The organism is Stenotrophomonas sp. YJH_SMC_4 (assembly GCF_059371575.1).
Map to the genome: position 1 here is coordinate 1 of NZ_JCAFUR010000022.1, position 26,323 is coordinate 26,323.

The following is a 26,323-nucleotide window of genomic DNA, read 5'->3' on the forward strand; positions in this document are numbered from 1 at the left end:
GGCGGTTCAGGGAGAATCCGGCGTGGGGACCCAAGCTACTTCTCGGTCGCAAGACCTGGATCCACACGGTCGCCCACGCCGGGCTCTCGGCACCCAAGGTGCCAGATTGGCAAGAGATAAGATCCACGCCATGCGTGGATGAATCTCCATCGAAATCGAATATCGCGAGAATTGAACAAGAAGCAGCCGACGAACAAAGAGCAGCCGAGTATGGGCTCGGCTCTACAACGGACCGCGCGGGAAACTGTCAGAGGCTGGGCGGTGCCGGAGTGCGGGGTGTCAGCCGCATGGATGCGGCTGCCAAGCCTCCATGGACGGATTTACGGCGTCCCCGCACTCCGGCACCGCCCAGCCAACTCACGGAACGCACGCTGTTGCTGTTGCGTCTGATGTTGCCGGCCAGCGGCCGGCACTACTGCGGGTGCAGGGCGCAGCCCTGCCGATACCCCTACCGTACCGGGACGTCGTACGCGGTGCCAGGATCCGGTTCGGGCTGCAGGGTGTAGTGCCACCACTCCTGCGGATAGTTGACGAAGCCGTGGCGTGCCATCGCCTGCACCAGCTGCTGGCGGTTCGCCTGCTGCACAGTGCTCAGCCCGCTCGTCCGGGTATGCGCGCGCGGGCCGAAGAAATCGAAGTCGGTGCCCATGTCCAGCGGCGTGCAGGCGCCAGTGCGGCAATCCAGCAGGCCAAGATCAACCGTGGCGCCACGACTATGGCCAGAACGCTCGGCGATGTAGCCGTCGGCCAGCAGCCGTGGCTTGTCCAGGTCCGGGTACTGCTGTGCCTTGCGCGAGAGTTCGCGCGGATCGTTCACCCAGGCCATGAAGGCCTGCACCGAGCGCACCGGCCGGTAGCAGTCGTAGAGGCGCAGGCCAAAGCCCTGCGCGCGCAGATCCTGTTCTACCTGCGCCAGCGCTTTCGCCACCGGCGCCAGCAGGTAGCAGGACGGCGCCTCATAGCCGGGCACGCGCGCGCCGGTGAAGTTGTTGGCATTGGCGTAGCGGATGTCCATGTCGATGCCTGGCGACAACGTGCGGATCTCCACCAATCCGGCGCTGGCCGCATCGGTGGCCGGCGAAACGCGCGGTGGCTCAGCGGCGTTGGCGGTCGCCGCCAGGGCAGTCGCCAGTACGAGTGAAATGCAGGTCCTGGAAGTCATAGCTGAAGTCGATGTCCGGATCGATGGCGCGCAGGTCCAGTGTCGGCGCCGGGCCCTGGCCCGGCTGCAGCCACGCCTGCGCCTCGTCACCCAGCGTATCCCAGCGCAGCAGCCAGCGCCCCTGCAATTGCAGCACCGAGGCCTGCAGCCGGGGCGACTTGTCCACGCTGAAGCGCAGGCCATCCTTGCCCGGGCACAGCGAAGCCGGGCCCAGCCAGGGGTCGGAGTAGCGGCCCTGCCAATGCGGCAGGTCATTGCCGCGTGCCGGCTGTGCGGCGGTGGTCGCTGGCCGTTGATGGCCAGATGCTGCCTGTGCTGCCCGGTCAGCCTTCAGTTCGGCCAGGTACTCCATCGCAGGGGGCGCATCGTCTGGTGCGGTGAAGCGCTTCAGCGTGGCCTGCATCAGCGCCGTGCGTGCATCCTCGCCTTCGCCGTTGATCAGCATCACCACGCCGACCCTGCGATCAGGAAGCAATGCCAGCGACGAGTACATGCCCGACAACGTGCCGGTATGCGCCACCTTCCACTGCCCGTCCATGTCCGACACCCGCCAGCCATATCCATAGCCGTAGAAATGCGCGTTGTCCCAGCGCCGCTGGCGTTCACCCAACGGCATCGGCATGTGCAGGGTCCACAGCGTGCGCCGCTGCTCGCTGCCCAGCCAGTCCGGCACCAGCGCGGGATCGAGCAGCACCTGCATCCAGCGTGTCATGTCGCGCAGCGAACAACGGATGCCTCCCGCCGCCATCGAGGGCAGGTCCGGGCTGATCGCAGCATCGGCGTTCACCACCTCGTTGCGTTCACCACGCCAGGCATGCGGCTGTGCCACGTTGCCCACGCGTTTCACCGACCACGCACCCACCTGGCAGCGCGTCATGCCCAGTGGTTCGAACACCTGCTCGCGCATCAGCTGGTCATACGGCTTGCCACCCGCTGCCGCCGCCACTTCGCCGGCCACCACATACATCAGGTTGTCGTAGGCGTAGTGACTGCGGAAGCTGCTGACCGGCTTGAGATGCGCCAAGCCGGCGATGATGTCGGCGCGGGTGAACGCGTTCGGCTCCGGCCACAGCATCAGGTCCCCGGCGCCCAGGCCAAGGCCACTGTTGTGGATCAGCAGGTCGCGCACCTGCATCTGCTCGCCCACCCACGCATCGTGCATGCGGAGGCCCGGCAGATGCCGCTGCACCGGATCATCCCATCGCAGCGTGCCCTGCTGCACCAACCGCGCCAGCAACGCAGCGGTCATCGCCTTGCTGTTGGAAGCGATCTTGAACAGCGTGTCCTCGTCGATGCGGCCGCCATCGCCGCGCGCCCCCTCTGCATGGCGATGGACCAGCTGTCCGTTCTCGACCACCGCCAACGCCAGCCCGGGCAGATGCTCGGCCCGGACCACGGTCGCGATGTCGGCCTCGATGGCTGCACTGTCGGCCGACGAAGCGGACGGTGCGGCCAGTGCCGCCGCGAGGATCAGCAGGTGGTGCATGCGGGCAGCCCCTCCATTGCCCGCGCCGTCACGGTGGACGGCGCGGATCGTGGCCTCAGAAGTTCCAGGTCACCACCAGCTGGGTGTAGCGCGGTGCCTGCCAGCGCGTACCGGTAGCGAACGTCGCCTCGCGATACTGGCCGGGCTGCGCCTCGTAGCGCTGGTGCACGTTGATGGTCTTCTGGTTGTTGAACAGGTTGTACACCGACAACCGGGCGCTGAGGTCGATGCCCTCCACCGGCAGGCGCCAGGTGACGTTGGCGCCCATGGTCCAGGTCCACGGCAGGCGACCAAACGCGCCGCGCGGGCTGTACTCGAACTGGCGCTGGTTGTACGGGCCCGAACAGTTGGCCACGCACAGCCAACCGGTGCCACCACCACTGCCTTCACTGGACGTGCTGCCACCGGCGATGGAGTCGTTCGGCCACATCACGCCGTAGGCGGTGATCGGGCCACCGGACTGCACCTGCAGCGTGGTGCCGAACGACCACTGCTTGTTCAGCGCATACGCGGCACGCAGCTTGAACTGATGGCGGAAATCGTTGAACAGAACACCATAGCGTTCATTGGTGGCCGGGTGGTCCCAGAACTGCACCATGCCGGTGTCGCCGTAGTTGGTATCGGAGTTCACCGGGCCTTCGAAGTTGCCCTCGCTCTTCGACCACAGGTAGGACGCGTTGAACATCCACTTCTCGTCCCAGGCGCGGTCGATCTGGAACTCCAGCGCCTTGTAGGTGCGCTTGGGCTTGGAGTAACCGATCACCTCGCCGCTGCCGCCCTTTCGATAGCCGCTGTTGGCGGTGTCGATGGTGATCCAGCCCTCGTTGGCGCAACCGATGCTCTTGTCGCCCCAGATCGTCAGGCTCTCGCCCGGGTTGGCGATCGGCCACAGCGTGCTGGGGGTCGGTCCGCACGGGGTGTAGTTGATGCGGATGTCATCCAGCGCGCGGGTCATGCGCCGGTAGGTGGCGTTGACACCCCACGACCAGGCCTGGTTGATCATGTTCTGGAAGCCCAGGATGTATTCGTCCTGGTAGACCGCCTTCAGGTCGCGGTCCACGCTCTGGCGCAGGTCGGCACCGCCGGTGTTCATGCGGGTGTCGGTCGGCCCGATCTGCTGGCCGACGATCGGTGCCATGTACGGCGAACCGGTCGGCGAGGTTTTCTGCTCCCAGCCGTTCAGCACGTAATAGCTGTATTCGTCGGTCAGGCCACCGGCGAAGTTCACGTTGATGTTGTTGGTGACCGGCAGGTAATAGCGGCCGGCGTTGCCGAACAGCTTGGTGCTGCCATCGCCGCGCATGTCCCACGAGAAGCCGACGCGTGGCGCGATCAGGTCGTCCATCTTGATGAACGCCTTGCCGGCGGCGGTGCGGTTCTCGAAGCGGTCCCAGCGCACGCCGAGGTTCAGCATCAGGTTCGGGGTGATGTTCCAGATGTCTTCCAGGTAGAAGGCATTGGCCTCGGTCTCGAAGGTGCCGCCGGAGCGGCGGTTGCGAGCGCGCAGCATCTCGGTGACGCCAGCCGGTACGTAGGCGTTGGCGCCATCCCACACTTCATCGCCGGGGCGCGCCACGTAGGCGGTGTAGCTCAGCTCGGTCGGCCCTGGGTAACGGGTGGACTGCTTGGTGGTCATCAGTTCGCGGTCGACACCGAAGCGCAGCAGGTGATCACCGAGCTGCCATTCGAAATCCAGGCGCGCGACATCGCGGGTGTCATCGCGCTCGGCCACCGCCGCGCCGGTCGGGTGGCAGCCCGCGCGCAGCCCCTGCAGCTTGCCCAGCCGCGGGCCGTAGGTGCTGTCGGTGAACACCGGGCTGCAGGCCTGGTCCAGCGACGAATTGGTGAAGGCACGCTGCTTGTTCTGGCCGACCATGGCGCGCGCGGTGAAATTCTGGCCGAAGTGGCCGGTGTAGGTGGCCGACCAGTTGCGGCCGCCGGTCTCGGTGACCGAGTCGCCGCCCCAGGAACCGATCCGGTCCGCATTCCAGTTGTAGCCGTACGACGCGTTGGTGACATCGCCCTCGTCGGAGAACGCCAGCAGCGCCAGGCTGTGGTTGTCGTTGATGTTCCAGTCCAGCTTGGTGCCCCAGAAGCCGTTGCCGGAGTCGTTCTTGAACCAGGTACTGCCATCGGACGAGGTGTTGTGGCCCTTGTCGCTGCGGTCCTCGTACATCGCGAACAGGAACAGCTTGTCCTTGACGATCGGCCCCGAGCCCCAGACGTTGGTCTTCAGGAAGGAGTTGTTGTCGCGGCTTCCGTAGGAATGCGGGGTGCCGTCGCGGTGGAAATGATCGCCGCCACTGGCGCGCCACGCACTGGGCTCGGCGGTGAGTTCAACGCCGCCTTCGAACTCGTTGCTGCCCGAACGGGTCACTGCATTGATCACGCCACCGGTGGAGCGGCCGAACTCGACCGAGTAGCCACCGGTCTTGACCTGGAATTCCTTGAAGAAGGCGAACGGCGCGGTGCTGAAGCCACGACGGGTATACATGTCGGTGACATTCAGGCCGTTGATGAAGACCGCATTCTCGGCCACCGATGAACCGGCGAACGACAGGCCTCCGAATGACGAGTTGCCGCCGACCACGCCCGGCGCCATCAGCGCGACCGCGGACAGGTCCTGCGCTACCGGCAGCCGCGAGATCTCCTGGCGGTTGATGTTGAACGAGGTTTCGGTGGAGTACACATCCACGCGGTTGACCACGCGGGTGCCAACCACCTGCAGTGCATCCAGGTTGGTGACACCGCCGCCGCTGCCCAGGTTGACCGTGGTGGTACCGCCGACGGCAACGCTCACCGACACCTGATCGCCCAGCTTCTGGCCATCGCGGCTGAGCTGCAGCTGGTAGTCGCCCACCGGCAGCTGGCCGAGGCGGTAGCTGCCATCGGCACCTACGGTGACGGTACGGGTCAGGCCGGTGCTGCTGCTGACCACGGTCACCTGGTCACCGGCGGTTGCACGGCCGGCGACTGCACCGCTCACGTTCTGTGCCATCGCGATGCCGGGCAGCACTACGCCCAGACACGCCCCGAGGGCGACGCACAACGCCGCCCGCTTGATGCTGTAAGCCTTCATCCCCTGCTCTCTCCTGCAAGAATTGAATGGTGTGGAATGCGATGTGTCGCGCTAGCGTTGCCTGGCTGGCAGTACCCGCCACTGGAAGTCGTAGCTCCATTGGTCGAAGTACAGGTTGCCGCCTGCCCACTCGGCCTCGCCGCGCTGCGAGTCGACCGTTTCCGAGCGGAAGTGCTGCTTGGCCGGCACGAAGGGCTGGCCGAAATCGTCGTTGAAAGCAATGCGGTAGCCGTCGAGGCCACCCAGATAGAAATCGCGCAGTGCAGGCACATCGCTGGCAAGCGCGCCGGTGGTCACGTCCATCGGCAGCCAGCCGTATGGCGCCAGGTAGACCTGTCCCCAGTCATGCAGGTTGTTGTAGCCGCTGCCATCGTCGGAGAACACCATGCCCGACTGCCAGCGTGCAGGAATGCCGTTCATGCGCAGCAGCGCAATCAGCAGCAGGGTCTGCTGGCCACAGTCGGCATGGCCGGCGCGCAGCCCGTAATCGCTGATGTTGCTGAGCGTCGAGTATTCGCGCGCACCGGCCCATGGAATGCGGTCCACGGCAGCAAACAGCTTGCGCACCACTTCATAGGGGCGAGTCTCGCCCTGCAGCACCTGGTCGGAGAACAGCTTCAGCGCCGGGGTGAAGCGCACATGTGGCAGCTGCTCGGCCAGATAGGGCTTCAATGCGGGATCATTCGGGGTGGCCTGCACCTTCGCGGGATCGATCGCGGTGTGTCGCGCGAAGACCGTTACCGCATAGCGGATCTCGAACCGGGTCGGCTTGCCGGCTACGGCTTTGGCTTCCAGATAGGCGGTGCGCTGCAGGGTACTGGCCGGTGCCACCCGTGCCTTGGCCGGGGCGCTGCCCAGCCACTGCACCTGTTCCTGCTGGCCCGGGATCTCGCGCGGGTATGGAATCCAGGCGCGTACGGTTTCACCCGCCGGGACGGCATCGGCTTTCACCGTGAGCGACTGGGTGAACTCAATGCGCTGCGGCAATACGGACGCCTGGCCACTCTGTTCGGCTGCGGCAAGCACGCGCGCGTGGTGCGCGTTGAGCACTTCGTTCGGGCCCGGCGCCGGCATCGGTGCATCCGCGCGGCGGCGTGCGCGTGCTTCGTCACTGAGCAGGAACAGGTTCGACGGTGCGCGCTTGAAATACCGACGCGTACCATCGATATCGAGATGCTCGATCAGGCCGAGTTGATCCCAGCGCGCGAACTCCTCGGCGGTCAGGTCGGGAATCCAGCGGCGCACGGCCGCCTTGGCGGCGGTTTCGTCGAGGGAAAAATCCAGGCGGATGCGGCGCATGCGTTCTTCCTGGAACGCGATGTCGTCGAAACTGACGCCAGGCTCCGCCGCGTCGGCGGCCGACCAGGTGTTCAGTTCGCTGTGAGCTTCAAAGAACCGTCCCGCGTCGATCATCTGCACGACGCGCGCAAACTGGACGGCCGAGGGCGGCGGTTCCGCTCCCGCCGACCACACCCACAGCAGCAGCGCGGCACACAGGCCGGCAGCAGCAGGCAGACGCGGTTTGCGAACGGCAGACTCCACAGCGACACTTCCCCAGCGCGGGTGGTAACGGCTGTGTAACACGGGCCGGGATGCCGGTCAATAATTTATTCTTGCTTTCGATGCCAAAAGGAATAAATATTCCAACAGGCATTCGAGGAGGGTGTGCACCGCATGAGCCTGGCTTCCCGCGAACCGCACCGGCGTTGGCCGCGCCGGTTGACCCTGGCCCTGTGCCTGCTGGCCGCACCAGCCTTTGCACAGGCGGCACCACCGCCCGACCCGGGTGCGCCGCTGCCCTATGTGATCGGCCTGCACGAGGCCTACCTCACCCCGCAGTACTGGGCCGCGCGCCTGGACAACGCTGATGCGCAGATTCTGGATCGCGCGCAGATCGAGGCGCAGAACGCGCGGATGCGTGCGCAGGACAGCCATATCCAGGACATCGCCACACTGCCCGCCCAGCTTGATGCGGCGACGGTGCGTGCCAGCATCAGCGCGCTGTCCAGCTGGCCCACGCGTGCACTGTTCAACGAGACGGGCCAGGCCATCGCCCCCGCGCTGCGCAGCGGCATCGAAGCCAACCTCGGCCTCGATGCGATTCCTGCCCAGGTGGCACCGGCCTATGGGCTGGTGGTGAAGCGCGCGGCACTGCGTACCTTCCCCACCCGCGAGCGCGTCTTCAGCACCGCCGGTGACACCGACATCGACCGCTTCCAGGAATCGGCGCTGTTCCCCGGCGACAAGGTCGCGGTGGTTCACCGCAGTGCCGACGGCCGCTGGCTGTTCGTGCACAGCGAGCGCTACAGCGCGTGGATCGAAGCCGACGCCATCGCCAGCGGCGACAAGGCCACGGTGCTCGGCTATGGCGCGAAGGGCCCGTACCGCATTGTCACCGGCGCCACCGCGCAGACCGCCTACACCCCGGAGGAACCGCGCGTATCGCGCCTGCAGCTGGACATGGGCGTACGCCTGCCGGTGCTGGCCGACTGGCCCGCTTCAGAACCCGTGAACGGCCAGCAGGCGCATGCCTCGTGGGTGGTGCAGCTGCCGGTGCGCGAGGCCGACGGGCGTCTGAAGCTCGTACCGGCGCTGCTGCCGCGCTCGCAGGACACCGCCGCCGACTACCTGCCGCTGACCCCGCGCCTGCTGCTGCAGCAGGCCTTCAAGTTCCTTGGCGAACGCTACGGCTGGGGCCACGACTACGACACCCGCGACTGCAGCGGGTTCGTCTCCGAGATCTACCGCAGCTTCGGCGTGCTGCTGCCGCGCAATACCAGTGCACAGGCGGTCAGCCCGGCACTGGATCGCCTGCCGTTCACCGACAAGGTCGGCAAGGCCGCGCGCGACCGTGCGGTCACCGAACTACAGGTCGGCGACCTGGTCTACATCCCCGGCCACGTGATGATGGCCATTGGCCACGTCGACGGCCGCACCTGGGTGATCCACGATACGGCGGGCGGCAGCTGGTTCGGTGCCGACGGCACGCGCGTGCAGGCCCATCTCAATGGTGTTTCGGTCACGCCGCTGGAGCCGATGATGGCCAGCGATACCGTCCGCTACATCGACCGCATCACCAACATCCAGCGCCTGCGGGCCAAGACCCCCTGAATGAAGATCACTGCCATCGAACTGGGCATGCTGCGCGTGCCGCTGAAGACGCCGTTCAAGACTGCCCTGCGCACGGTGGAAACCGTGGAAGACGTGGTCGTACTGATCCGCACCGACACCGGCAACACCGGTTACGGTGAAGCCCCGGCCACCGCGGTGATCACCGGCGATACGCACGGCTCGATCATCGAAGCGATCCGCCACTTCATCGCCCCGCGCCTGATCGGCCAGGACGTGGTCAACCTCAACCATCTGTGCACGCTGGTGCAGACCGCGATGGAGCGCAACACCAGCGCCAAGGCAGCGGTGGAGATCGCGCTGTACGACCTGTGGGCGCAGCTGCACGGTGCGCCGCTGTACCAGATGCTCGGTGGTGGCGACCCGGTGATCACCACCGACATCACCATCAGCGTGGACTACATCGACAAGATGGTGGCCGATTCGCTGTCGGCCATCGAGCGCGGCTTCGAGTCGCTGAAGATCAAGGTCGGCAAGGACATCGGCCTGGACATCGAACGGGTCAAGGCCATCCATGCCGCCGTGGAAGGCCGCGCCCTGCTGCGCCTGGATGCCAACCAGGGCTGGACCGCCAAGCAGGCGGTGCATGCGATGCGTACGCTGGAAGAGGCCGGCGTGGTACTGGAGCTGCTGGAACAACCGGTGAAGGCGGCTGACATCAGCGGCCTGAAGTACGTCACCGATCGCGTCAACACGCCGGTGATGGCCGACGAGAGCGTGTTCAGTCCCAGCCAGGTGATGGACCTGATCCAGCAGCGCGCGGCCGACATCATCAACATCAAGCTGATGAAGACCGGCGGCCTGTCCAACGCGATCCGCATCGCCGACATCGCCGGCATCTACGGCGTGCCGTGCATGATCGGCTGCATGATCGAGTCGAGCATCAGCGTGGCCGCCGCCGTGCACCTGGCCGTGGCCAAGAGTGATGTGATCACCAAGGTTGACCTCGACGGTCCCTCGCTGGGCCAGTTCGACCCGGTTAGCGGCGGCGTGCATTTCAACGAATCGGAGATCAGCATCAGCGACGTGCCGGGGCTGGGCATTACTGAGGTGCGTGGGCTGGAGATGCTGGGGTGATTTGCGCCTTGCGGCTGGCTTGGTCCTCAACTGATCCTGGGTCGCGCGTTACTTTTCTTTCCGCGGAAAGAAAAGTAACCAAAAGAAACGCTCCGCCGGCCGCGAGCCGACGTGCTGCGCACGCCGGTACCCTGCGCTCCTCGGTCCGTCGAGGGACGGCGCGGAACTCGCTGCGCTCAAACACCCGCGCCTCTTCGCCCTCGCCGGACCTGCGGTGCTCGGCTCGCTTGAAGGCGGACTCAACGACAGCTCCGGGTAGATCCACGCCACGCGTGGATGCTCCTGCTTCTGCTCTACCTCGTATCCTCTTCGCGGCTGGCACGCGCGCGATCTGTCCGGGGTCGGGCGGGCGGGGCTTGCGGGGGTGTCCGCCGCATGGATGCGGCGGCCAAGCCTACACGGACGTACTTGCGGCGTCCCCCGCAAACCCCGCCCGCCCGAGCCACCACATAATCTGCTCTATGCTGCCAACCGCAACGCGCCTACACATGCCCGGACACCCCGCATGCCGCCCCTGCTGAAGATCCGTTCCGAGCGCGGGCAGATGTCGGCCATCGAGCGCCGCATCGCCGACTTCATCCTCGACAACGCCCACCTGCTGCGCGACTACTCGTCCCAGCAACTGGCCAGTGCGCTCGGCATCAGCCAGTCCAGCGTGGTGAAGTTCAGCCAGAAGCTTGGCTTCAAGGGCTACCCGGACCTGAAGTACTCGATCGGCCAGGACGTGGCTCGCGCCGGTGTCGATCCACAACAGGCCCCCAGCGAACCCGACAGTGGCGATGACTACCTGCGCCTGGGCGACGCCCTTCGCCGCAGCAAGGCGCAGGCTGAGGAGGAAACCCGCCAGGCCAACCCACGCGAGGAAATCGAGCGCATCGTGCAGCTGCTCGACGGCGCTCCCAAGCTGTTCGTGTACGGCCTGGGTGACGACGGCCTGTATGCCCGCGAGTTCGCCATGCGGCTGTCGCTGCTCGGCCTGCTGGTGGTGCCGCATACCGACCCGATCCTGATGCTGGCCAACCTGTCGGCCGCGCGCCCCGGTGATGCGCTGCTGGTGTTCTCCGAATTCGGCAACCTGCCTCAGCTTTCGCAGCTGTCGCGCCAGTTCCAGGACATGGGTGGCAAGGTGATTTCCATCACCCGCCATACCGCCAACCCGCTGCGCGCGCATGCTGACGCAGCGCTGGTGGTGTGCGCGCACGAGCGCACGCCGCAGGTCGCGCAGCTGCTGTACCGTAGCGCCATGCACGCCCTGCTCGACTTCCTGTTCGTGCTGCTCTGCCACACCAATCCGGACCGCCAGCAGCAGCTGGCGGTGAACCTGGAGCGGATCGACCACCTGCTGGATTCCTGACCGGAGCACCTGTTGATGAAATCGCTGGTCCGTCTCGCTACCGCTGCACTGCTGCTTGCCGCGGCGGCATCCGTCCACGCTGCGCCGCTGCAGGGTGCGCGCCAGCTGATCGTGGTCACCAGCGAAAGCTGGGACAGCACACAGGGCCAGCTGCAGGCCTATGTGCGTGATGGCGAGGGCTGGCACGCACATGGAGAGGCGTTCCCGGTGGCACTGGGCCGCACCGGCAGCGCCTGGGGCCTGGGCCTGCACCCGGCGCAGGCCGATGGCCCGCAGAAGCAGGAAGGCGATGGCCGCAGCCCGGCAGGCGTGTTCGCGCTCGGCAGCGCGTTCGGCTATGCCGTCACCCGCCCCGGCACCGCCATCCCCTACCAGCCGATGCTCGACAGCAGCTACTGCATGGATGTGCCGGCGTCGCCGTTCTATAACCGCATCGTCGACGCGAAGAAGGTCGGCAAGGCAGCTGTGGAAGGCTCCACCGAGCCGATGCGGCTGGATCTGCACAACAAGGGCGACGTGCGTTACCAGGAGGGCTTCGTGATCGCCCACAACCCGGACAACCAGCCCGGCAAGGGCAGCTGCATCTTCGCCCATCTGTGGCGCCAACCCGGTGAGGCCACGGCCGGCTGCACCGCCATGCCGCAGGCCCGCATGCAGGCCCTGCTGGACTGGTTGCGGCCGCAGGATGCGCCGCGCTTCGTGCTGCTGCCGCGCGCCGAGTACACGCGCCTGCAGGCCCAGTGGCAACTGCCCGCACTGCGTGGAGACGCCCGTTGAGCGCGCAGGACGAACCGCAGCTGCAGCGCGCGGTCAGCCGCTGGCAGATCGTCGGCTTGTCGATCAACGATGTGATCGGCAGCGGCATCTACCTGCTGCCGGCCGCCACCGTCGCCCTGCTCGGCCCTTTCAGCCTGTGGGGCGTGGTCGCTGCCGGCATCGTGGTCGCCCTGCTGGTGCTGTGCTACGCGCAGGCCGCCAGCTACTTCGATGAACCCGGTGGCAGCTACCTGTATGCACGCGAGGCGTTCGGGCGCTTCGCCGGATTCGAGATCGGCTGGATGATCTGGCTGACCCGCATCAGCTCGGCGGCCGCACTCAGCAACGCGCTGGCCGATGCCGTCGCGCGTTTCTGGCCGTGGGCCGGTGCCGGCATGGGGCGCATCGCGGTGATCGTGGTGTCGCTGGGCTTCCTGACCGGCGTCAACATCATCGGCGTGCGCTCGGCCGCGCGCACCGGCGTGGTGCTGGTGATCGGCAAGATGTTGCCGCTGCTGCTGTTCGTGGCCATCGGTGCGTTCTACATCGACCCGCAGCTGGCCTTCTCCGGCCAGCGCCCCGACCCGCACGACCTGCAGCGCATGGGCGAGGCCGCGTTGCTGCTGCTGTACGCCTACGCCGGCTTCGAGAACATCCCGGCCGCCGCCGGCGAGTACCGTAATCCGCGTCGCGATATTCCGTTCGCGCTGATCACCATGATCATCACCGTCACCGTCATCTACGGCGCGGTGCAGGTGGTGGCACAGGGCACGTTGGCCGGCCTGGCCAGCTCGGCCACGCCGCTGGCCGATGCCGCTGCCGGCTTCGGCGGCGAAGCACTGGCGCTGATCCTCACCGTAGGCGCGACCATCTCCATCCTCGGCACCAACAGCAACACGATGATGATGGGCCCACGCTTCCTGTTCGCACTGGCCCGCGATGGCTATGGGCCGAAGATCCTGGCGCAGGTGCATCCGCGCTTCCACACGCCGGCCGCGTCGATCCTGTGCCAAGGCCTGATCGCGCTGGGCCTGGCCCTGTCCGGTTCGTTCGTGCAGCTGGCCCTGCTGTCGATGACCACGCGCCTGTTCGCCTACATCGGAACGGCCGCTGCGGTACTGGTGCTGGCCAAGCGCTACGCGGACCGGCCGGGCGCACTGAAACTGCCGGGTGGCCCGCTGATTCCGGTACTCGCGCTGCTGCTGTGCCTGGCGCTGTTCGCCAGTGCCAGCTGGCAGAACATCGCTGCTGCGCTGGTGGCGTTCGCCATCGGCGCGGTGATCTACAAGCTGCCGCGAAAAGATGCCGACGCCGGATGACCGATAGCGCCGGGCCATGCCCGGCGGATTGATCTGGTGATCACGCTGCCGGACCGGGCCGTTAACCGCCACGCAGGCAGGATCAGGCTTCGTCCACAACGGAGCCTTCCATGACCGAGTACCAGATCCCCGGCCGCGTACCGGACGACAGCACGCCGCGCGATGCGGTCAGCAACTACTGGCGCGAACGCTACACCGCCGAACCGTACTACGACGACCAGCTGTTCTTCGAGGACTATGAACCGGCCTACCGCATCGGCCATGCCGCGCGTGCGCAGGACATGATCCGCGCCTACGAACAGGTCGAAGCTGAACTGGAGTCGCGCTGGGCCAGCGAGCGTGGCCGCAGCCGGCTGGAATGGGCGCAGGCACGCAATGCCGTGCGCCGTGGCTGGGAGGACGCGCAGCAGGCGGATCCGCTGTTGAAGCGATAGCGCCACGCTTTTGTCGGGCCGAGCCTACGCTCGGCTCGACTCAACAAACGCCGCAGGACAGCCGAGCATGGGCCCGGCTCTACACATTCACTCCTGTTCCGGCAGCGGCGGCGCGACCGCGCTGCGCTTGCTCTCACCGCCACCGGCGGCGATCAGGTCGCGGGTGTTCTTCTGCACCGCCACCGCGCCGAACAGCGACAGTGCATACGCCATGCCGTAGAAGCCCTTCTCGCTCGGTGCCAGCGTGGCATTCCACAGGCCAACCAGCAGCAGCATCAACGCCGACAGCAGTGCGAACCAGCACAGCGCGTAGTACAGGCCACTCACCGGAATGCCCTCGACGCGGTCACGCACGCTCTTCTGCAGCGACACCGCCGCGAACAGGCCGAACAGCAGCAGGGTCAGGTAGTAGCCCTTTTCGTTGAGCGCCATCGTGGCGTTGAACAGACCGATCAGGTAGGCCGCCGCACCCAGCAGCAGGGCCACCCATGAGGCGGCGATGAAGGCGGTAGAGGGCTTGTGGGGCATGGCAGTGTTCATTGCAGATCCTTGGCAGGCAGACGGGCACGCTTTGCCCGGGCGTGCCCACCCTAGACGATCCCGCCGCGCTCGCACAGGGGTCGCAGGACCTTCGGGCCACGACGCTCACGGCGCCGGTGGTATACAAGGGACAGCCCGGCCATCCGCATCCCCGCACTGGAGATACCCATGACCCGCACGCCCCTGCTGCTCGCCCTCGGCCTTGTGCCGATCCTTGCCACCTCCGCCTGCAATGCCGCCGACCCGGCCGCCAACGGCGCCCAGACCGCAGCGCCCGCAGCCTCCACCACTGCCGACCAGCGCCCGTTCACCGCCACCGAAATCAGCCGGTTCGACCAGCCGTGGGCGATGACCTTCCTGCCGGACGGCAGCCTGCTGGTCACCGAAAAGCGCGGCAAGCTGCAGCACCTGGACCTGGCCAGCGGCCAGAAGCACGAGATTACCGGCGTTCCGAAGGTCGCTTACGGCGGCCAGGGCGGCTTCGGTGACGTGATCCTGCACCCGCAATTCGCGAGCAACCACGTGATCTATCTCAGCTATGCCGAGGAAGGCACGCTGGACACCCGCGGCGCTGCCGTGGCCCGTGCCACGCTGGCGCTGGATGCCAACGGTGCCGGCCAGCTGAAGGACCTGAAGGTGATCTGGCGACAGAGCCCGAAGGTGAGTGGTGAAGGCCACTACGGCCATCGCCTTGCTTTCGGCCCGGACGGCAAGCTGTGGATCAGCTCCAGCGAGCGCCAGAAGTTCGATCCGGCGCAGGACATGGGCGGCAACCTCGGCAAGATCATCCGCCTCAACGATGATGGCAGCCTGCCCGCCGACAACCCATTCGCCTCGCAGGGCGGCGTGGCCGCGCAGGTGTGGTCACTGGGCCACCGCAACATCCTCGGCATGGCCTTCGATGCCAACGGCAAGCTGTGGGCACACGAGATGGGCCCGGCCGGCGGTGACGAACTGAACCTGATCGTGCGCGGCGCCAACTACGGCTACCCGATCGTTTCCAATGGTGACCATTACGACGGCCGGCCGATTCCCGACCACAGCACCCGCCCGGAATTCGCCGCGCCGAAGGTGACCTGGACGCCGGTGATCTCGCCGGCCGGCTTCGTGATCTACAGCGGCAACCTGTTCCCGCAGTGGAAGGGCAGCGGCTTCATCGGCGGCCTGTCCTCCACCTCGCTGGTGCGCGTGGCCTTCGACGGCGACAGCGCGCGCGAAGCCGAACGCTTCAACATGGGCGAGCGCATCCGCGAAGTGGAACAGGGCCCGGATGGCGCCCTGTGGCTGCTGGAAGACGGCAGCAAGGCGCGCCTGCTGAAGCTCACCCCGAGCACCTGAGGTAGTGCCGGCCGCTGGCCGGCACGTTTGTCCGCAACGGCCCCGCACGCGGGGCCGTCTGCGTTCATTGGATGGTGATGACCTTCACCTCGGTCTTCGTGCAGGCCTGGTCCAGGCACTGCCCGTTCAACCACACCTGGCCGCTGCCGATCATCACGCCCTGCTGGTTGACGAACACCTTGCCGAAATCCTGCTCGGACACCGCCTTGACCACCGCCGGGGTGATGATCTTCTCGTAGTTGCGCTGGAACTCACCGGGGCCGGTGATCTTCTTTCCGCCACCGACGTTCAATGGAAAGCGCACTTCCTCGACCACCGCAGCGCGATCGCCGCCAACCACGGCGGCCTTGAACGCATTGAAGACCTTCTCGAACTGCGCCGCATCGCCAAGCAGCGTTTCGATGCGTGCGCGTGCGTCTTCGGCGGGCGCTTCCGCTGCGGCCGCGGCCGGTGCCGAAGCAGCGGGTTCAGTGGCAGATGCCGCAGGCGTTGCCGGGGCGCTGGCCTCCATCGGCGGCGGTGCATCCGCCGCAGGCTCGGCCGGCGGTGCCGCCGGCTGCGAACAGGCGGCCAGCATCAGGGCGGGAATCAGACAAGCCATCCGGCGCATGCGCGCACTCCATCGAAACAGGGAGCCCGATGGTAGCGCCGCCGCGGTGAGGACAACAAAAAGGGGACGGAGGGGATTAAGTCGTCAGTGGCACAAACGACTTAATCCCCTCCGTCCCCTTTTTCTTCGATCAGGCCTTCAGCAGCTCGAACTGCACGGCTTGGCCGGCCGCCGAGGACGCGCAGACCCACAGGTCAAAGTGGCCCGGTTCGGCACGCAGCACGCCGTCGCGGCCGGTGAAGGCCAGTTGCTCGCGGGTGAGGGTGAACACCACGTCGGTCGACTCGCCTGGCTGCAGTGCCACCTTGCGGAAGTCCTTCAGTTCACGCACCGGACGCACGCGGCTGGCCACGCGGTCGTGGATGTACAGCTGCACCACTTCCTCGCCGGCCACGTCGCCGCTGTTGGTCAGCGTGGTGGTGATAGTCAGGGTGTCGTCCCAGCCGAGCTGCGCCGCACTCAGCTGCGGCACGCCGTAGGCGAAGGTGGTGTAGCCGATGCCGTGGCCGAACGGGTACAGCGGCTCGTTCGGGATCTCGCGCCAGCGAGCCTTGAACTCCGACATGGTCGGCAGTTCCGGGCGGCCGGTGCGCGGGTGGTTGTAGAAGTACGGCTGCTGGCCGGACACCTGCGGGAAGCTGACCGGCAGGCGGCCGGACGGGCTGTAGTCGCCGAACAGCACATCAGCCACGGCATGGCCGGTCTGCGTGCCCAGGTACCAGGTGACCGCCACCGCGTGCGCGTTGCGCACCGCGCCCTGCAGTGCCAGCGCACGGCCGTTGCGCAGCAGCACCACCAGCGGCTTGCCGGTCATCGCCACCGCCTCGGCCAGTGCCTGCTGTGCCGGCGGCAGGGTGATCTCCACGCGCGACTGCGCTTCACCGCTGTAGCGCTGCGGTTCGCCCAGCGCCAGCACCACCACGTCGGCGCGCAGCGCGGCAGCCACCGCTGCTTCGGTGCCGCCCGGAATGGCAGTTTCCAGTTCGCAGCCCGGCACGATCTCCAGCAGCGCTTCATCGCCGATGGCGGCGCGCACGCCGGTTTCCAGGTCCACGTAACGCTGCTTGTCGCCGAACAGGGTCCAGCAGCCTTCAATGTTCTCGCGGTCCTGCACGAACGGGCCGATCAGCGCGATCTTCTGCCCGGTCTTCTGCAGCGGCAGCACGTTGTCACGGTTGTTCAGCAGCACGATCGAACGGCGCGCGGCATCGCGCGACAGTTCGTCATGCGCGGCGAGGTACGAGGTATCGGCTTCGCGCGCCGGGTCCAGCGAACGGTACGGGTCGTCGAACAGGCCGATGGTTTCCTTCAGCCACAGGATGCGGCGCACGCCCTCATCCAGCACCGCCATCGGCACCTCGCCGCTCTCGACCAGGCCCGGCAGGTGCTCGGCGTAGAAGCCGCTCTGCATGCTCAGGTCCAGGCCGGCGGTGAACGCCTTGGCAGTGGCATCGCGGTCGTCGGCGGCATAGCCGTGCGCGACCAGTTCCATATCGGCGGTGTAGTCGGAGATCACCACGCCCGGGAACTTCCATTCACCGCGCAGGATGTCGGTCAGCAGTTCGGCGTTGGCACTGGCCGGCACGCCGTTGATGTCGTTGAACGAGGACATCACGGTGATCGCGCCGGCGTCGAAGGCGGCCTTGAACGGTGGCAGGTGCACGTCGCGCAGGGTCTGCGGCGAGATGTCCACCATGTTGTATTCCATGCCGGCCATCACCGCGCCATAGGCGGCGAAGTGCTTCGGCGTGGCCAGCAGCGAATCGGCGGCGCGCAGGTCGCTGCCCTGGAAGCCGCGCACGCGGGCGGCGGCAAAGGCACAGCCCAGCACCACGTCCTCACCGGCACCTTCGGCGCCACGGCCCCAGCGCTGGTCGCGGGCGATGTCCACGGCCGGGGCATAGGTCCAGTGCAGGCCAGCGGCCGTGGCCTCGATGGCGGTGGCGCGCGCGGTGCGCTCGGCCAGCGCCGGCTCGAAGCTGGCGGCCTCGCCCAGCGGGATCGGGAACACGGTGCGCATGCCGTGGATGACGTCGGCCGCCAGGATCACCGGGATGCCCAGGCGGCTCTCTTCGGTGGCGACCTGCTGGATCCGGCGGCCCAGTTCGGCGCCCACACCATTGAACAGCGAGCCGACCTTGCCCTCGCGCACCTGCTGCAGCACCTGGTCGGCATTGCGCACGTTGGCTTCCGGGTTCACGTCCGGGGCGAACGGGCGGACCATGTCCGCGAAGACACCCAGCTGGCCGACCTTTTCCTCGACGGTCATCTGGGCAATGAGGGATTCGATGCGATCGGAGGCCACCGGCAGTCCTTGATGAAAACGTTTACAAGCCCGGCATTCTAGCGATCCCGGACGATTTGGCGAGGGGTTTGTTCATTCAGTTTCAGCCACCAGCGGGGTCCGTATGGCCCCGCCGGGGGCACCGCAGCTTACTCCGAGCCAGCCAACTGGCGCTGCCCGGCCATCAACATGGCGTCGCTGGAGGCCTGGAACACCCGCAGGCCGAAGGCCGGTAGGATCGCCAGCAGGTGGTCGAAGATGTCCGACTGCACCGCCTCGTACTCGCCCCAGGCGGTGCTGCGGGTGAAGCAGTACAGCTCCAGCGGCAGGCCTTCGGTGGTCGGCTGCAGCTGACGTACCAGCAGGGTCATGTCGGTATGGATGCCCGGGTGGCTGCGCAGGTAACGCTCCACATAGGCCCGGAAGGTACCCAGGTTGGTCACCCGGCGGCTGTTGACCTCGGCCACGCCCTGCTCGCGCAGGCGCCCGTTCCACTGCCCCAGTTCCTGCTCCTTGGCCTGCAGGTAGTCGCGCAGCAGCGCGAATTCACCGAGGAAGGCCAGGTCGCCCTCATCCAGGAAGCCGACGCTGTGCTGGTCCAGGTACAGCGCGCGCTTGATCCGGCGCCCACCCGCCTCCTGCATGCCGCGCCAGTTCTTGAACGACTCGGTCACCAGCTTCTTGGTCGGGATGGTGGTGATGGTCTTGTCGAAGTTCTGCACGGTGATGGTGTGCAGGGCGATGTCGATCACATCGCCATCGGCGTTCTGGCTGGGCATCTCGATCCAGTCACCGATGCGCACACGACCATCGCCACTGATCTGTACGCTGGCCACCAGCGACAGGATGGTGTCCTGGAAGATCAGCATCAGCACTGCGGTGGCGGCGCCGAGACCGGTGACCAGATAGCGGAGGTCGACGCCGGCCAGGGTGGCAACGATCGACAGGCCGGCGATCACGAAGATGACGATCTTGGCGACCTGCAGGTACCCCTTGATCGGCTTGTTGCGTGCCTCGGGGCGGCGCTCGTAGAGATCATTGGCCGCATCCAGCGCATGCGAGATGGCCAGCACCACGGTCAGGATCGCCCACGCCTGGCAGGCGCCGATGATGAAGCTCACCAGCCCCGGCGGCAGGTCCGGCACGATGCGGATGCCCGAGGCGATCACCTGGCTGGGCACCACATTGGACAGACGCGAGATCACCCGCATCAGGTGGCTGCCGCGGCCGGTATCAGCGCCCGGCAGGCGGCTGAGCAGGCGTCGCAGCCCGCGCAGCAGGATGCGCTTGGTCACCCAGTTGGCCAGGCCAGCGGCGATCAGCAGCGCCGAGATCATCAACGCCAGGTAGGCGCCAGGATAGGGTTCCAGTGTGTTCTGCAGCCGTTCCAGCCACTGTACCGCCACCACCGCGTCCACCATCGGTTGTCTCCTGTCTGTTTCGTTGTTGCCAAGGTTGCCGGCCAGCGGCCGGCACTACCGGGGTTGCCGGCCAATGGCCGGCGCGACCGGGTCAGTCCCGCGTGCGTTCGATGATCACGCCCACCGCACGCGCGCCGCGCACCGCGCCCGGCTTGCTCAGCTTCAGGCGCAGCCACTTCACGTCGAATTCGTCCAGCACGATCTGCGCGCAACGTTCGGCCAGGGTCTCGACCAGGCCGAACTCCGACTCGCGCACGAAGTGTTCCAGGCGCTTGCTCACCGCCTTGTAGTTCAGGGTGTGGGCGATGTCATCGGTGGCTGCGGGGCGACGGTTGTCGAAGCCCATTTCCAGGTCGAACACCAGGTCCTGGCGGATCCGCCGCTCCCAATCGTAGATGCCGATCAGGGCGTCGATCGTCAGCCCCTCGATGAAAACCTTGTCCATTGCGGTTACCAGCCGAATACAGACGGCCATGGTACCGGCACGGCGGTGAGCCTGCCCGGAACGGGCGGCGGGCCACCGGCGTGGGGCGGTCCGGAAAAAACAAAGGGCCCTGCTAGCGGGGCCCTTTGGTACTACCGTTTGTCCCCGGGGGGAGCTGAAATCCAGCCGCGAGTCCCGGTGGCGCAGGCACGCAGATTAGGCAAGGACCAGATCGCCGGTCAAGGCCAAATCCGACAGGACAGGTCAGGTATTCGTCCGAGGCAAAACGCAGAAAATCAGCCGCGCGGACAAGGACGTTCCCTGATGGTCGCCGCCGCCCACTCTCGCGAACATCGATTCCTCCTTCACCACCGCACATGACGATGGCTCCATACGATGTACTGCGGCGCGCGTTGTCAGCGGAGCGTCTGTCTACTTACGAGAGAATCGCATCGAGCTGCAGCCCCGACGTCACAGCCGAATCCCTGTACCTGTGGAACATGCGGATGTGCAGTGCACTGATGATGCCGGTCCATCTGTGCGAAGTGGTCACCCGCAACGCCGCTGCAGCTGTGCTCGCCAGGCAGCATGGCCCGCGTTGGCCCTGGAATAATGCCTTCCGACGGAGGCTGCCAACCTCATCCAGTACTTCTCCGCGCACGGTACTGGAACAACTTGCCAGCCGCGTAACCGATACACCTGGGATCGTCGCCAACCTGCCGATGGTGTTCTGGCAGCAACTCTTTACCTGTCGCTTCGACTCCACGCTTTGGATACCCGCACTCAGCAGGGTTCTGCAGCATGCTCCCTCTGCTCATCCCAGTGCCGTCAGGAAAGCCATCCATGCGGATATCGGACGCATCCGCCACCTGCGCAACCGCATCGCCCATCACGAGCCCATCCTCGAGCGCGACATCGGCGCCGACCTGGCCGCGATCGGGCGGCTGATCCATGCCCGCTGCCCACACACGCTGGGCTGGCTGCAACGCCATGAGCGGGCGACGACGGTGTTGGCCGCGTCGCCGTTGGCAGTGCATTGGTAATGCGTCCGCCGGCCGTGGCCCGGCGCAACCGGTTCACACCGCCGGCAGGGTCGCCATGTCCCAGCGCGGGGTCACATCCACTTTCGGCGGGCTGTGCTGGCCGGCCTGCAGGCGCAGGGCGCCGGCGAAGGCGATCATCGCGCCGTTGTCGGTGCACAGCGCCGGCCGCGGGAAACAGGCGCGGCCGCCGAGGCGCTCGGCCATCTGCTGCAGGCGGGCGCGCAGGCGCTTGTTGGCGCCGACGCCACCGGCCACCACGATCACGTTGGTCCCCGCCGCGTCCAGCGCGCGCTCGCACTTGATCGACAGGGTCTCGACCACCGCATCTTCAAAGCCCCGGGCGATGTCGGCACGGGTCTGCTCGCTCTGGTCGCTGTCGCGCCAGGCCATCAGGACCTGGGTCTTCAGGCCGGAGAAGCTGAAATCCAGCCCCGGGCGGTCGGTCATCGGCCGCGCGAAGCGGTACGCGCCCGGCGTGCCCTGCTCGGCCAGCCTGGCCAGCTGCGGGCCGCCCGGGTACGGCAGCCCCATCAGCTTGGCGGTCTTGTCGAAGGCCTCGCCGGCCGCATCATCCAGGGTTTCGCCCAGCAGGCGGTACTGGCCAATCGCATCCACCGCCACCAGCTGGGTATGGCCACCGGACACCAGCAGTGCCACGAACGGCGCTTCCGGCGGGTCGTCTTCCATCAGCGGGGCCAGCAGGTGGCCTTCCATATGGTGTACGCCCACGGCTGGTACCTCCAGCGCCCAGGCCAGCGAACGCGCCACGCCCGCGCCCACCAGCAGCGCGCCGACCAGGCCGGGACCGGCCGTATAGGCCACGCCATCGATATCGTCTACCCCCAGACCGGCTTCGGCCAGGGTCTGGCGCACCAGCGGCAGAAGCTTGCGGACGTGGTCGCGGCTGGCCAGCTCTGGCACCACACCACCGTATTCGGCGTGCAGGGCGATCTGGCTGTAGACCGCATGGGCGCGCAGGGCCGCGCTGCCGGACAGGCCGGTGTCATACACCGCCACGCCGGTCTCATCACAGGAAGATTCGATGCCAAGGACTCGCATGCCTGCTATTATGACGCCCCTGCCGCCCCCTCGGGGGATGTGCAGATCTCACTGCTTTCGAACTTCCGGCCCGTATTCAGGGTTGGCCGCTTGCAGTTTGTCTATTCGCCGCTATAATGTGCGGCTCGCCGGGCGTGACCCGGTTCTACTGTGTCCCGGAGATTCCATGCCCAGCGTCAAAGTCCGCGAGAACGAGCCCTTCGAGTTTGCTCTTCGCCGCTTCAAGCGCACTTGCGAAAAGGCCGGTGTGCTGGCCGAAACCCGCAAGCGCGAGTTCTACGAAAAGCCGACCCAGGAGCGCAAGCGCAAGGCCGCCGCTGCTGTGAAGCGTCAGCTGCGCCGCTCGTCGCGCGACGTCACCAAGCGTCAGCGCCTGTACTGATCGGACGCATCTTCATTGCGGCGGGCCTGCCTGTCGCGATGGAGCCGAAGCCGGCACGCGCGAGCGTCGCCGGCTTTTTGCGTTTCCGGGTTCGGGCATCCGCCCCCGCCCCACCTACCACCACGAGGTTCCTCATGAGCATGAAGCAGCAGCTCACCGAAGACATGAAGGCCGCCATGAAGGCGGGCGAGAAGCACAAGCTGGGCGTGATCCGCCTGATCAATGCCGCCATCAAGCAGCGCGAAGTGGACGAGCGCATCGAACTGGACGACACCGCCGTGATCGCCGTGCTCGACAAGATGGTCAAGCAGCGCAAGGACTCGGTCAGCCAGTACGAAGCCGCCAACCGCGAAGACCTGGCCGAGATCGAGCGCGCCGAGATCGTGGTCATCGAAGCCTACCTGCCGGCCAAGATGGGCGAAGCCGAGATCGTGGCCGCCATCCAGGCCGCCATCGCCGAAACCGGCGCCTCCGGCCCGGCCGACATGGGCAAGCTGATGGGCGCACTGAAGCCCAAGCTCGCCGGCCAGGCCGACATGGGCCTGGTCTCCAAGCTGGTCAAGCAGCTGCTGGCGTAATCCAGCACTTGCGGTCGGATCCCTTCCGCGACGCGGAAGGGCTCTGACCCCATTGATGCACCCGCTTCACCGCACCTTCGTCGGTCGCCTGCTACAACCGCACACATGGTTGAACCCGAGCCCAACGTTCCCGTGTCACTGCACAAGTACATCAAGCGCCTGCAGGACAGCTTCCCGATGGCGGTGGCCAAGCGCTTCATCGACGTCGACGTGCTGACCCAGGCAGCTTCCGTCTCCTTCTACGCCCTGCTGTCGATGGCACCGTTGCTGGTGCTGCTGCTGTGGCTGACCGCCTCGCTGTACCCACCGGCCCAGCAGGCACTGATCGACCAGATCAGCTCGGTGGCCGGCAGCAGCGCGGCCACCGTGGCCGAAACCGTTCTGAAGAACGCCGACAACCAGCCGGATGTCGGCTCGCTGGCGGGTGTGTGGAGCACGCTGCTGCTGTTCGTCGGCGCCACCGCCGTGTTCGCCCAGCTGCAGAACGCACTGAACCTGATCTTCCGCACCAGCGGCGAGCGCCTGGAAGGCCTCAAGGCCTGGCTGCGCAAGCGCGTGTTCTCGTTCGGCGTGGTGCTGGCGCTGGGCTTCCTGCTGATCCTGTCGATGACCGCCACCACGGTGCTGCAGGTGGCCTTCGCGCAACTGCCCTCGATCCTGCCCGCGCTGGGGTACGTCACGAGCCTGCTGCTGTACGCAGTCGGCTTCGCCTTCATGTACCACTACCTGCCCGACCGTCGCGTGGCGTGGCGCCAGGCCTTCATCGGCGGCGTCATCACCTCGGCACTGTTCGCACTGGGCCGGTACGGCATCGGCGTCTACATCGCCACCGTGGCCCCCGGCAGTGCCTACGGCTCGATGGGCGCGCTGGTGATCTCGCTGGTCTGGATCTACTACGCCACCGTCGTGTTCTTCGTTGGCGCCCTGATGACGGCGGTGATCGATGAGCGCCTGCGCGCGCGTCATCACCTGGCCGCAGCCGGCATTGATCCGGCAACCGCCAGCCAGGTGCCCGACAGGGGGTAAACTAGGCCAACCGCCCCGGTTCCGTCACGTGGTCCTGCACCGCGCCCTGCCCTGTTGCCCATGGCCCGTATCCCCGACGCTTTCATCGACGACCTGCTCGCCCGCACCGACATCGTCGAGGTGGTGGGCAGCCGCGTGCCTTTGAAGCGCCAGGGCAAGGAGTACGCCGCGCGCTGCCCGTTCCATGACGAGCGCTCCGCGTCGTTCACGGTCTCGCCCACCAAGCAGTTCTATCACTGCTTCGGCTGCGGCGCGCACGGCACCGCGATCAGCTTCCTGATGAACTACGACCGCCTCGAGTTCCTCGACGCGGTGGATGAGCTGGCCAAGCGCGCGGGCATGGAAGTACCGCGCAACGAGAACCCGCGCAGCCCCCAGCAGCAGGACGACAGCCGCGAGCTGTATTCGGCACTGGATGCCGCCGCCCGGTTCTTCCAGAAGAACCTGGAAGGCAGCGACAAGGCACGCAGTTACCTTGATGGGCGTGGCGTGGACGAAGAGAACCGCGCGCGCTTCCAGATCGGCTATGCGCCGGATGGGTACAGCGGCCTGCGCGATGCACTGGGCAAGGACGAGCGGCGCATGAAGCTGCTCGACCGCGCCGGCCTGTTCTCCAAGAACGATCGCGGCCATGTCTACGACAAGTTCCGCGACCGGGTGATGTTCCCGATCTTCGATCGTCGCGGCCGGGTGATCGCCTTCGGCGGCCGCGTGTTCGAGAAGGACGACGGCCCCAAGTACCTCAACTCGCCCGAAACCGCGCTGTTCCACAAGGGCCGCGAACTGTACGGCCTGTGGCAGGTGCGCCAGGCCAACCAGAAGATCGAGCGGTTGATCGTGGTCGAGGGCTACATGGACGTGGTCTCGCTGTTCCAGTTCGGTGTCACCCAGGCGGTGGCAACACTGGGTACCGCAACCACGCCGGACCATGCCGAGCTGCTGTTCCGCAACGCGCCGGACGTGTTCTTCTGCTTCGACGGCGACGCCGCCGGCCGCCGCGCCGGCTGGAAGGCGCTGGAGTCGGTGCTGCCGCGCATGAAGGATGGCCGCCAGGCCTTCTTCCTGTTCCTGCCCGATGGCGAGGACCCGGACACCATCGTGCGCAAGGAAGGCGCCGAGGCCTTCAACGAGCGCCTGAAGCAGGCCACGCCGCTGTCGCAGTTCTTCTTCGACGAACTGACCCGCGAGATCAACCTGGGCACGCTCGATGGCAAGGCACGCCTGGCCGAGCGCGCAAAGCCGATGCTGGCGCAGATTCCCGACGGTGCCTTCGGCGACCTGATGAAGCAGCAGCTGGCGCAGCTGACCGGGCTCGGCGGCAACGCCCAGGCTGCACGCACGCCGATGCCGCAACGCCAGCCTTCGCGCACGATCCAGCCGGTGGCCAGGCGCAGCCTGGTGCGCGGCGCGATCGCCGTGCTGCTGCAGCAACCCTCGCTGGCGCTGACCCTGGGCGGCAAGCATCACTTCCAGGGCCTGCGCCTGCCCGGTGTGGAACTGCTTCTGGAGCTGCTGGGGCTGGTCGAACAGCGCCCGGACATCAGCACCGGCGCCCTGCTGGAACACTTCGACGGCCGCGAGGAACAGGCCTCGCTGCATACATTGGCCGCACAGACGCTGCCCGGCACCGAAGCCAGCTGGACCCAGGAACTGCACGACGCAGTGGCCCAGCTGGAGAAACAGCTGCTGGTGCAACGTCTGGAGGAGTTGTTGGCAAAGCAGCGCCAGCAGGGTCTGGACGATACTGACAAATACGAACTGCGCGAGCTGCTGAAGGCCCGCGCCGGGCTGCGCCTGTAGCAGCAGAACGTTTCACGGAGAG

22 protein-coding genes are annotated in these 26,323 nt (G+C 66.7%); 12 read left to right on the plus strand and 10 right to left on the minus strand.

Annotated elements, in window-relative coordinates:
- Positions 1-448: 448 nt before the first annotated feature.
- From AC5P9F_RS18425 to AC5P9F_RS18440, 4 genes are read right to left on the minus strand one after another with little or no spacing between them, the layout of a single operon-like run.
- Positions 449-1,162, minus strand: a complete 714-nt coding sequence (locus AC5P9F_RS18425) for a M15 family metallopeptidase (protein WP_049440784.1) — start codon at positions 1,160-1,162, stop codon at positions 449-451.
- Positions 1,095-2,648: a serine hydrolase domain-containing protein gene (locus tag AC5P9F_RS18430; protein WP_111173663.1), complete on the minus strand. Its 1,554-nt coding sequence runs from the start codon at positions 2,646-2,648 to the stop codon at positions 1,095-1,097. Before AC5P9F_RS18430 ends, AC5P9F_RS18425 begins: the two co-directional genes overlap by 68 nt.
- 55 nt (positions 2,649-2,703) lie before the next feature.
- Entirely contained in the window at positions 2,704-5,727 is a 3,024-nt protein-coding gene (locus tag AC5P9F_RS18435) for a TonB-dependent receptor (RefSeq protein ID WP_062606938.1), read from the minus strand.
- Between the two features lie 51 nt (positions 5,728-5,778).
- Positions 5,779-7,269: a transglutaminase-like domain-containing protein gene (locus tag AC5P9F_RS18440; RefSeq protein ID WP_111173664.1), complete on the minus strand. Its 1,491-nt coding sequence runs from the start codon at positions 7,267-7,269 to the stop codon at positions 5,779-5,781.
- 132 nt (positions 7,270-7,401) lie between these two features.
- Between AC5P9F_RS18440 and AC5P9F_RS18445 the strand changes: the two genes are divergently transcribed.
- The 6 genes from AC5P9F_RS18445 to AC5P9F_RS18470 all read left to right on the plus strand — a co-directional run bounded on the left by AC5P9F_RS18445 (position 7,402) and on the right by AC5P9F_RS18470 (position 13,796).
- Positions 7,402-8,838, plus strand: coding sequence for a C40 family peptidase (locus AC5P9F_RS18445; RefSeq protein WP_308679728.1), 1,437 nt, complete (start codon positions 7,402-7,404; stop codon positions 8,836-8,838).
- Positions 8,839-9,933, plus strand: coding sequence for a dipeptide epimerase (locus AC5P9F_RS18450; RefSeq protein WP_005412042.1), 1,095 nt, complete (start codon positions 8,839-8,841; stop codon positions 9,931-9,933). It abuts the gene before it with no gap.
- Between the two features lie 505 nt (positions 9,934-10,438).
- Positions 10,439-11,287 (plus strand): MurR/RpiR family transcriptional regulator, encoded by an 849-nt coding sequence (locus tag AC5P9F_RS18455; RefSeq protein ID WP_100438297.1) that lies wholly within the window; start codon positions 10,439-10,441, stop codon positions 11,285-11,287.
- A 15-nt stretch (positions 11,288-11,302) separates the two neighbouring features.
- Positions 11,303-12,064, plus strand: coding sequence for a L,D-transpeptidase family protein (locus AC5P9F_RS18460; RefSeq protein WP_495232016.1), 762 nt, complete (start codon positions 11,303-11,305; stop codon positions 12,062-12,064).
- Positions 12,061-13,362 (plus strand): APC family permease, encoded by a 1,302-nt coding sequence (locus AC5P9F_RS18465; RefSeq protein ID WP_005407814.1) that lies wholly within the window; start codon positions 12,061-12,063, stop codon positions 13,360-13,362. Before AC5P9F_RS18460 ends, AC5P9F_RS18465 begins: the two co-directional genes overlap by 4 nt.
- A 110-nt stretch (positions 13,363-13,472) precedes the next feature.
- The gene (locus AC5P9F_RS18470) at positions 13,473-13,796 is read left to right on the plus strand and encodes a hypothetical protein (RefSeq protein ID WP_005412038.1); all 324 of its coding nucleotides are present in this window, start codon (positions 13,473-13,475) and stop codon (positions 13,794-13,796) included.
- Positions 13,797-13,883: 87 nt separating this feature from the next.
- Here AC5P9F_RS18470 and yiaA read toward each other — a convergent pair whose 3' ends face one another.
- Positions 13,884-14,336 carry an inner membrane protein YiaA gene (gene yiaA / locus AC5P9F_RS18475; protein WP_012478947.1) on the minus strand — a complete coding sequence of 151 codons (453 nt, stop codon included), beginning with the start codon at positions 14,334-14,336 and terminating at the stop codon, positions 13,884-13,886.
- A 168-nt stretch (positions 14,337-14,504) separates the two neighbouring features.
- On the opposite strand from yiaA, the gene AC5P9F_RS18480 reads away from it, so the two are divergent.
- Positions 14,505-15,674, plus strand: a complete 1,170-nt coding sequence (locus AC5P9F_RS18480) for a PQQ-dependent sugar dehydrogenase (protein ID WP_043035504.1) — start codon at positions 14,505-14,507, stop codon at positions 15,672-15,674.
- A gap of 64 nt (positions 15,675-15,738) precedes the next feature.
- Here AC5P9F_RS18480 and AC5P9F_RS18485 read toward each other — a convergent pair whose 3' ends face one another.
- The 4 genes from AC5P9F_RS18485 to folB form a co-directional block, all read right to left on the minus strand.
- Positions 15,739-16,284: a hypothetical protein gene (locus tag AC5P9F_RS18485; protein WP_062606927.1), complete on the minus strand. Its 546-nt coding sequence runs from the start codon at positions 16,282-16,284 to the stop codon at positions 15,739-15,741.
- Positions 16,285-16,414: 130 nt separating this feature from the next.
- Positions 16,415-18,589: a glycoside hydrolase family 3 N-terminal domain-containing protein gene (locus AC5P9F_RS18490; protein ID WP_043035501.1), complete on the minus strand. Its 2,175-nt coding sequence runs from the start codon at positions 18,587-18,589 to the stop codon at positions 16,415-16,417.
- A 128-nt stretch (positions 18,590-18,717) separates the two neighbouring features.
- Positions 18,718-19,989 carry a mechanosensitive ion channel family protein gene (locus AC5P9F_RS18495; protein WP_005407808.1) on the minus strand — a complete coding sequence of 424 codons (1,272 nt, stop codon included), beginning with the start codon at positions 19,987-19,989 and terminating at the stop codon, positions 18,718-18,720.
- Between the two features lie 91 nt (positions 19,990-20,080).
- Entirely contained in the window at positions 20,081-20,434 is a 354-nt protein-coding gene (folB, locus tag AC5P9F_RS18500; RefSeq protein ID WP_164225541.1) for a dihydroneopterin aldolase, read from the minus strand.
- Positions 20,435-20,790: 356 nt separating this feature from the next.
- Between folB and AC5P9F_RS18505 the strand changes: the two genes are divergently transcribed.
- A complete protein-coding gene (locus tag AC5P9F_RS18505) occupies positions 20,791-21,456 on the plus strand; it encodes a hypothetical protein (protein WP_062606925.1) in 666 nt (221 codons plus the stop codon).
- Between the two features lie 33 nt (positions 21,457-21,489).
- Here AC5P9F_RS18505 and tsaD read toward each other — a convergent pair whose 3' ends face one another.
- Positions 21,490-22,515, minus strand: coding sequence for a tRNA (adenosine(37)-N6)-threonylcarbamoyltransferase complex transferase subunit TsaD (gene tsaD / locus AC5P9F_RS18510; protein WP_043035499.1), 1,026 nt, complete (start codon positions 22,513-22,515; stop codon positions 21,490-21,492).
- Between the two features lie 166 nt (positions 22,516-22,681).
- Between tsaD and rpsU the strand changes: the two genes are divergently transcribed.
- From rpsU to dnaG, 4 genes are all read left to right on the plus strand, one after another.
- Positions 22,682-22,897 carry a 30S ribosomal protein S21 gene (gene rpsU / locus AC5P9F_RS18515; RefSeq protein ID WP_002808376.1) on the plus strand — a complete coding sequence of 72 codons (216 nt, stop codon included), beginning with the start codon at positions 22,682-22,684 and terminating at the stop codon, positions 22,895-22,897.
- A gap of 134 nt (positions 22,898-23,031) precedes the next feature.
- Positions 23,032-23,475 carry a GatB/YqeY domain-containing protein gene (locus AC5P9F_RS18520; RefSeq protein ID WP_005412032.1) on the plus strand — a complete coding sequence of 148 codons (444 nt, stop codon included), beginning with the start codon at positions 23,032-23,034 and terminating at the stop codon, positions 23,473-23,475.
- 105 nt (positions 23,476-23,580) lie between these two features.
- Positions 23,581-24,501, plus strand: coding sequence for a YihY/virulence factor BrkB family protein (locus AC5P9F_RS18525; protein ID WP_049396179.1), 921 nt, complete (start codon positions 23,581-23,583; stop codon positions 24,499-24,501).
- Positions 24,502-24,561: 60 nt separating this feature from the next.
- Complete coding sequence (dnaG, locus tag AC5P9F_RS18530) at positions 24,562-26,301, plus strand: DNA primase (protein WP_033833640.1); 1,740 nt, start codon at positions 24,562-24,564, stop codon at positions 26,299-26,301.
- Positions 26,302-26,323: the final 22 nt, after the last annotated feature.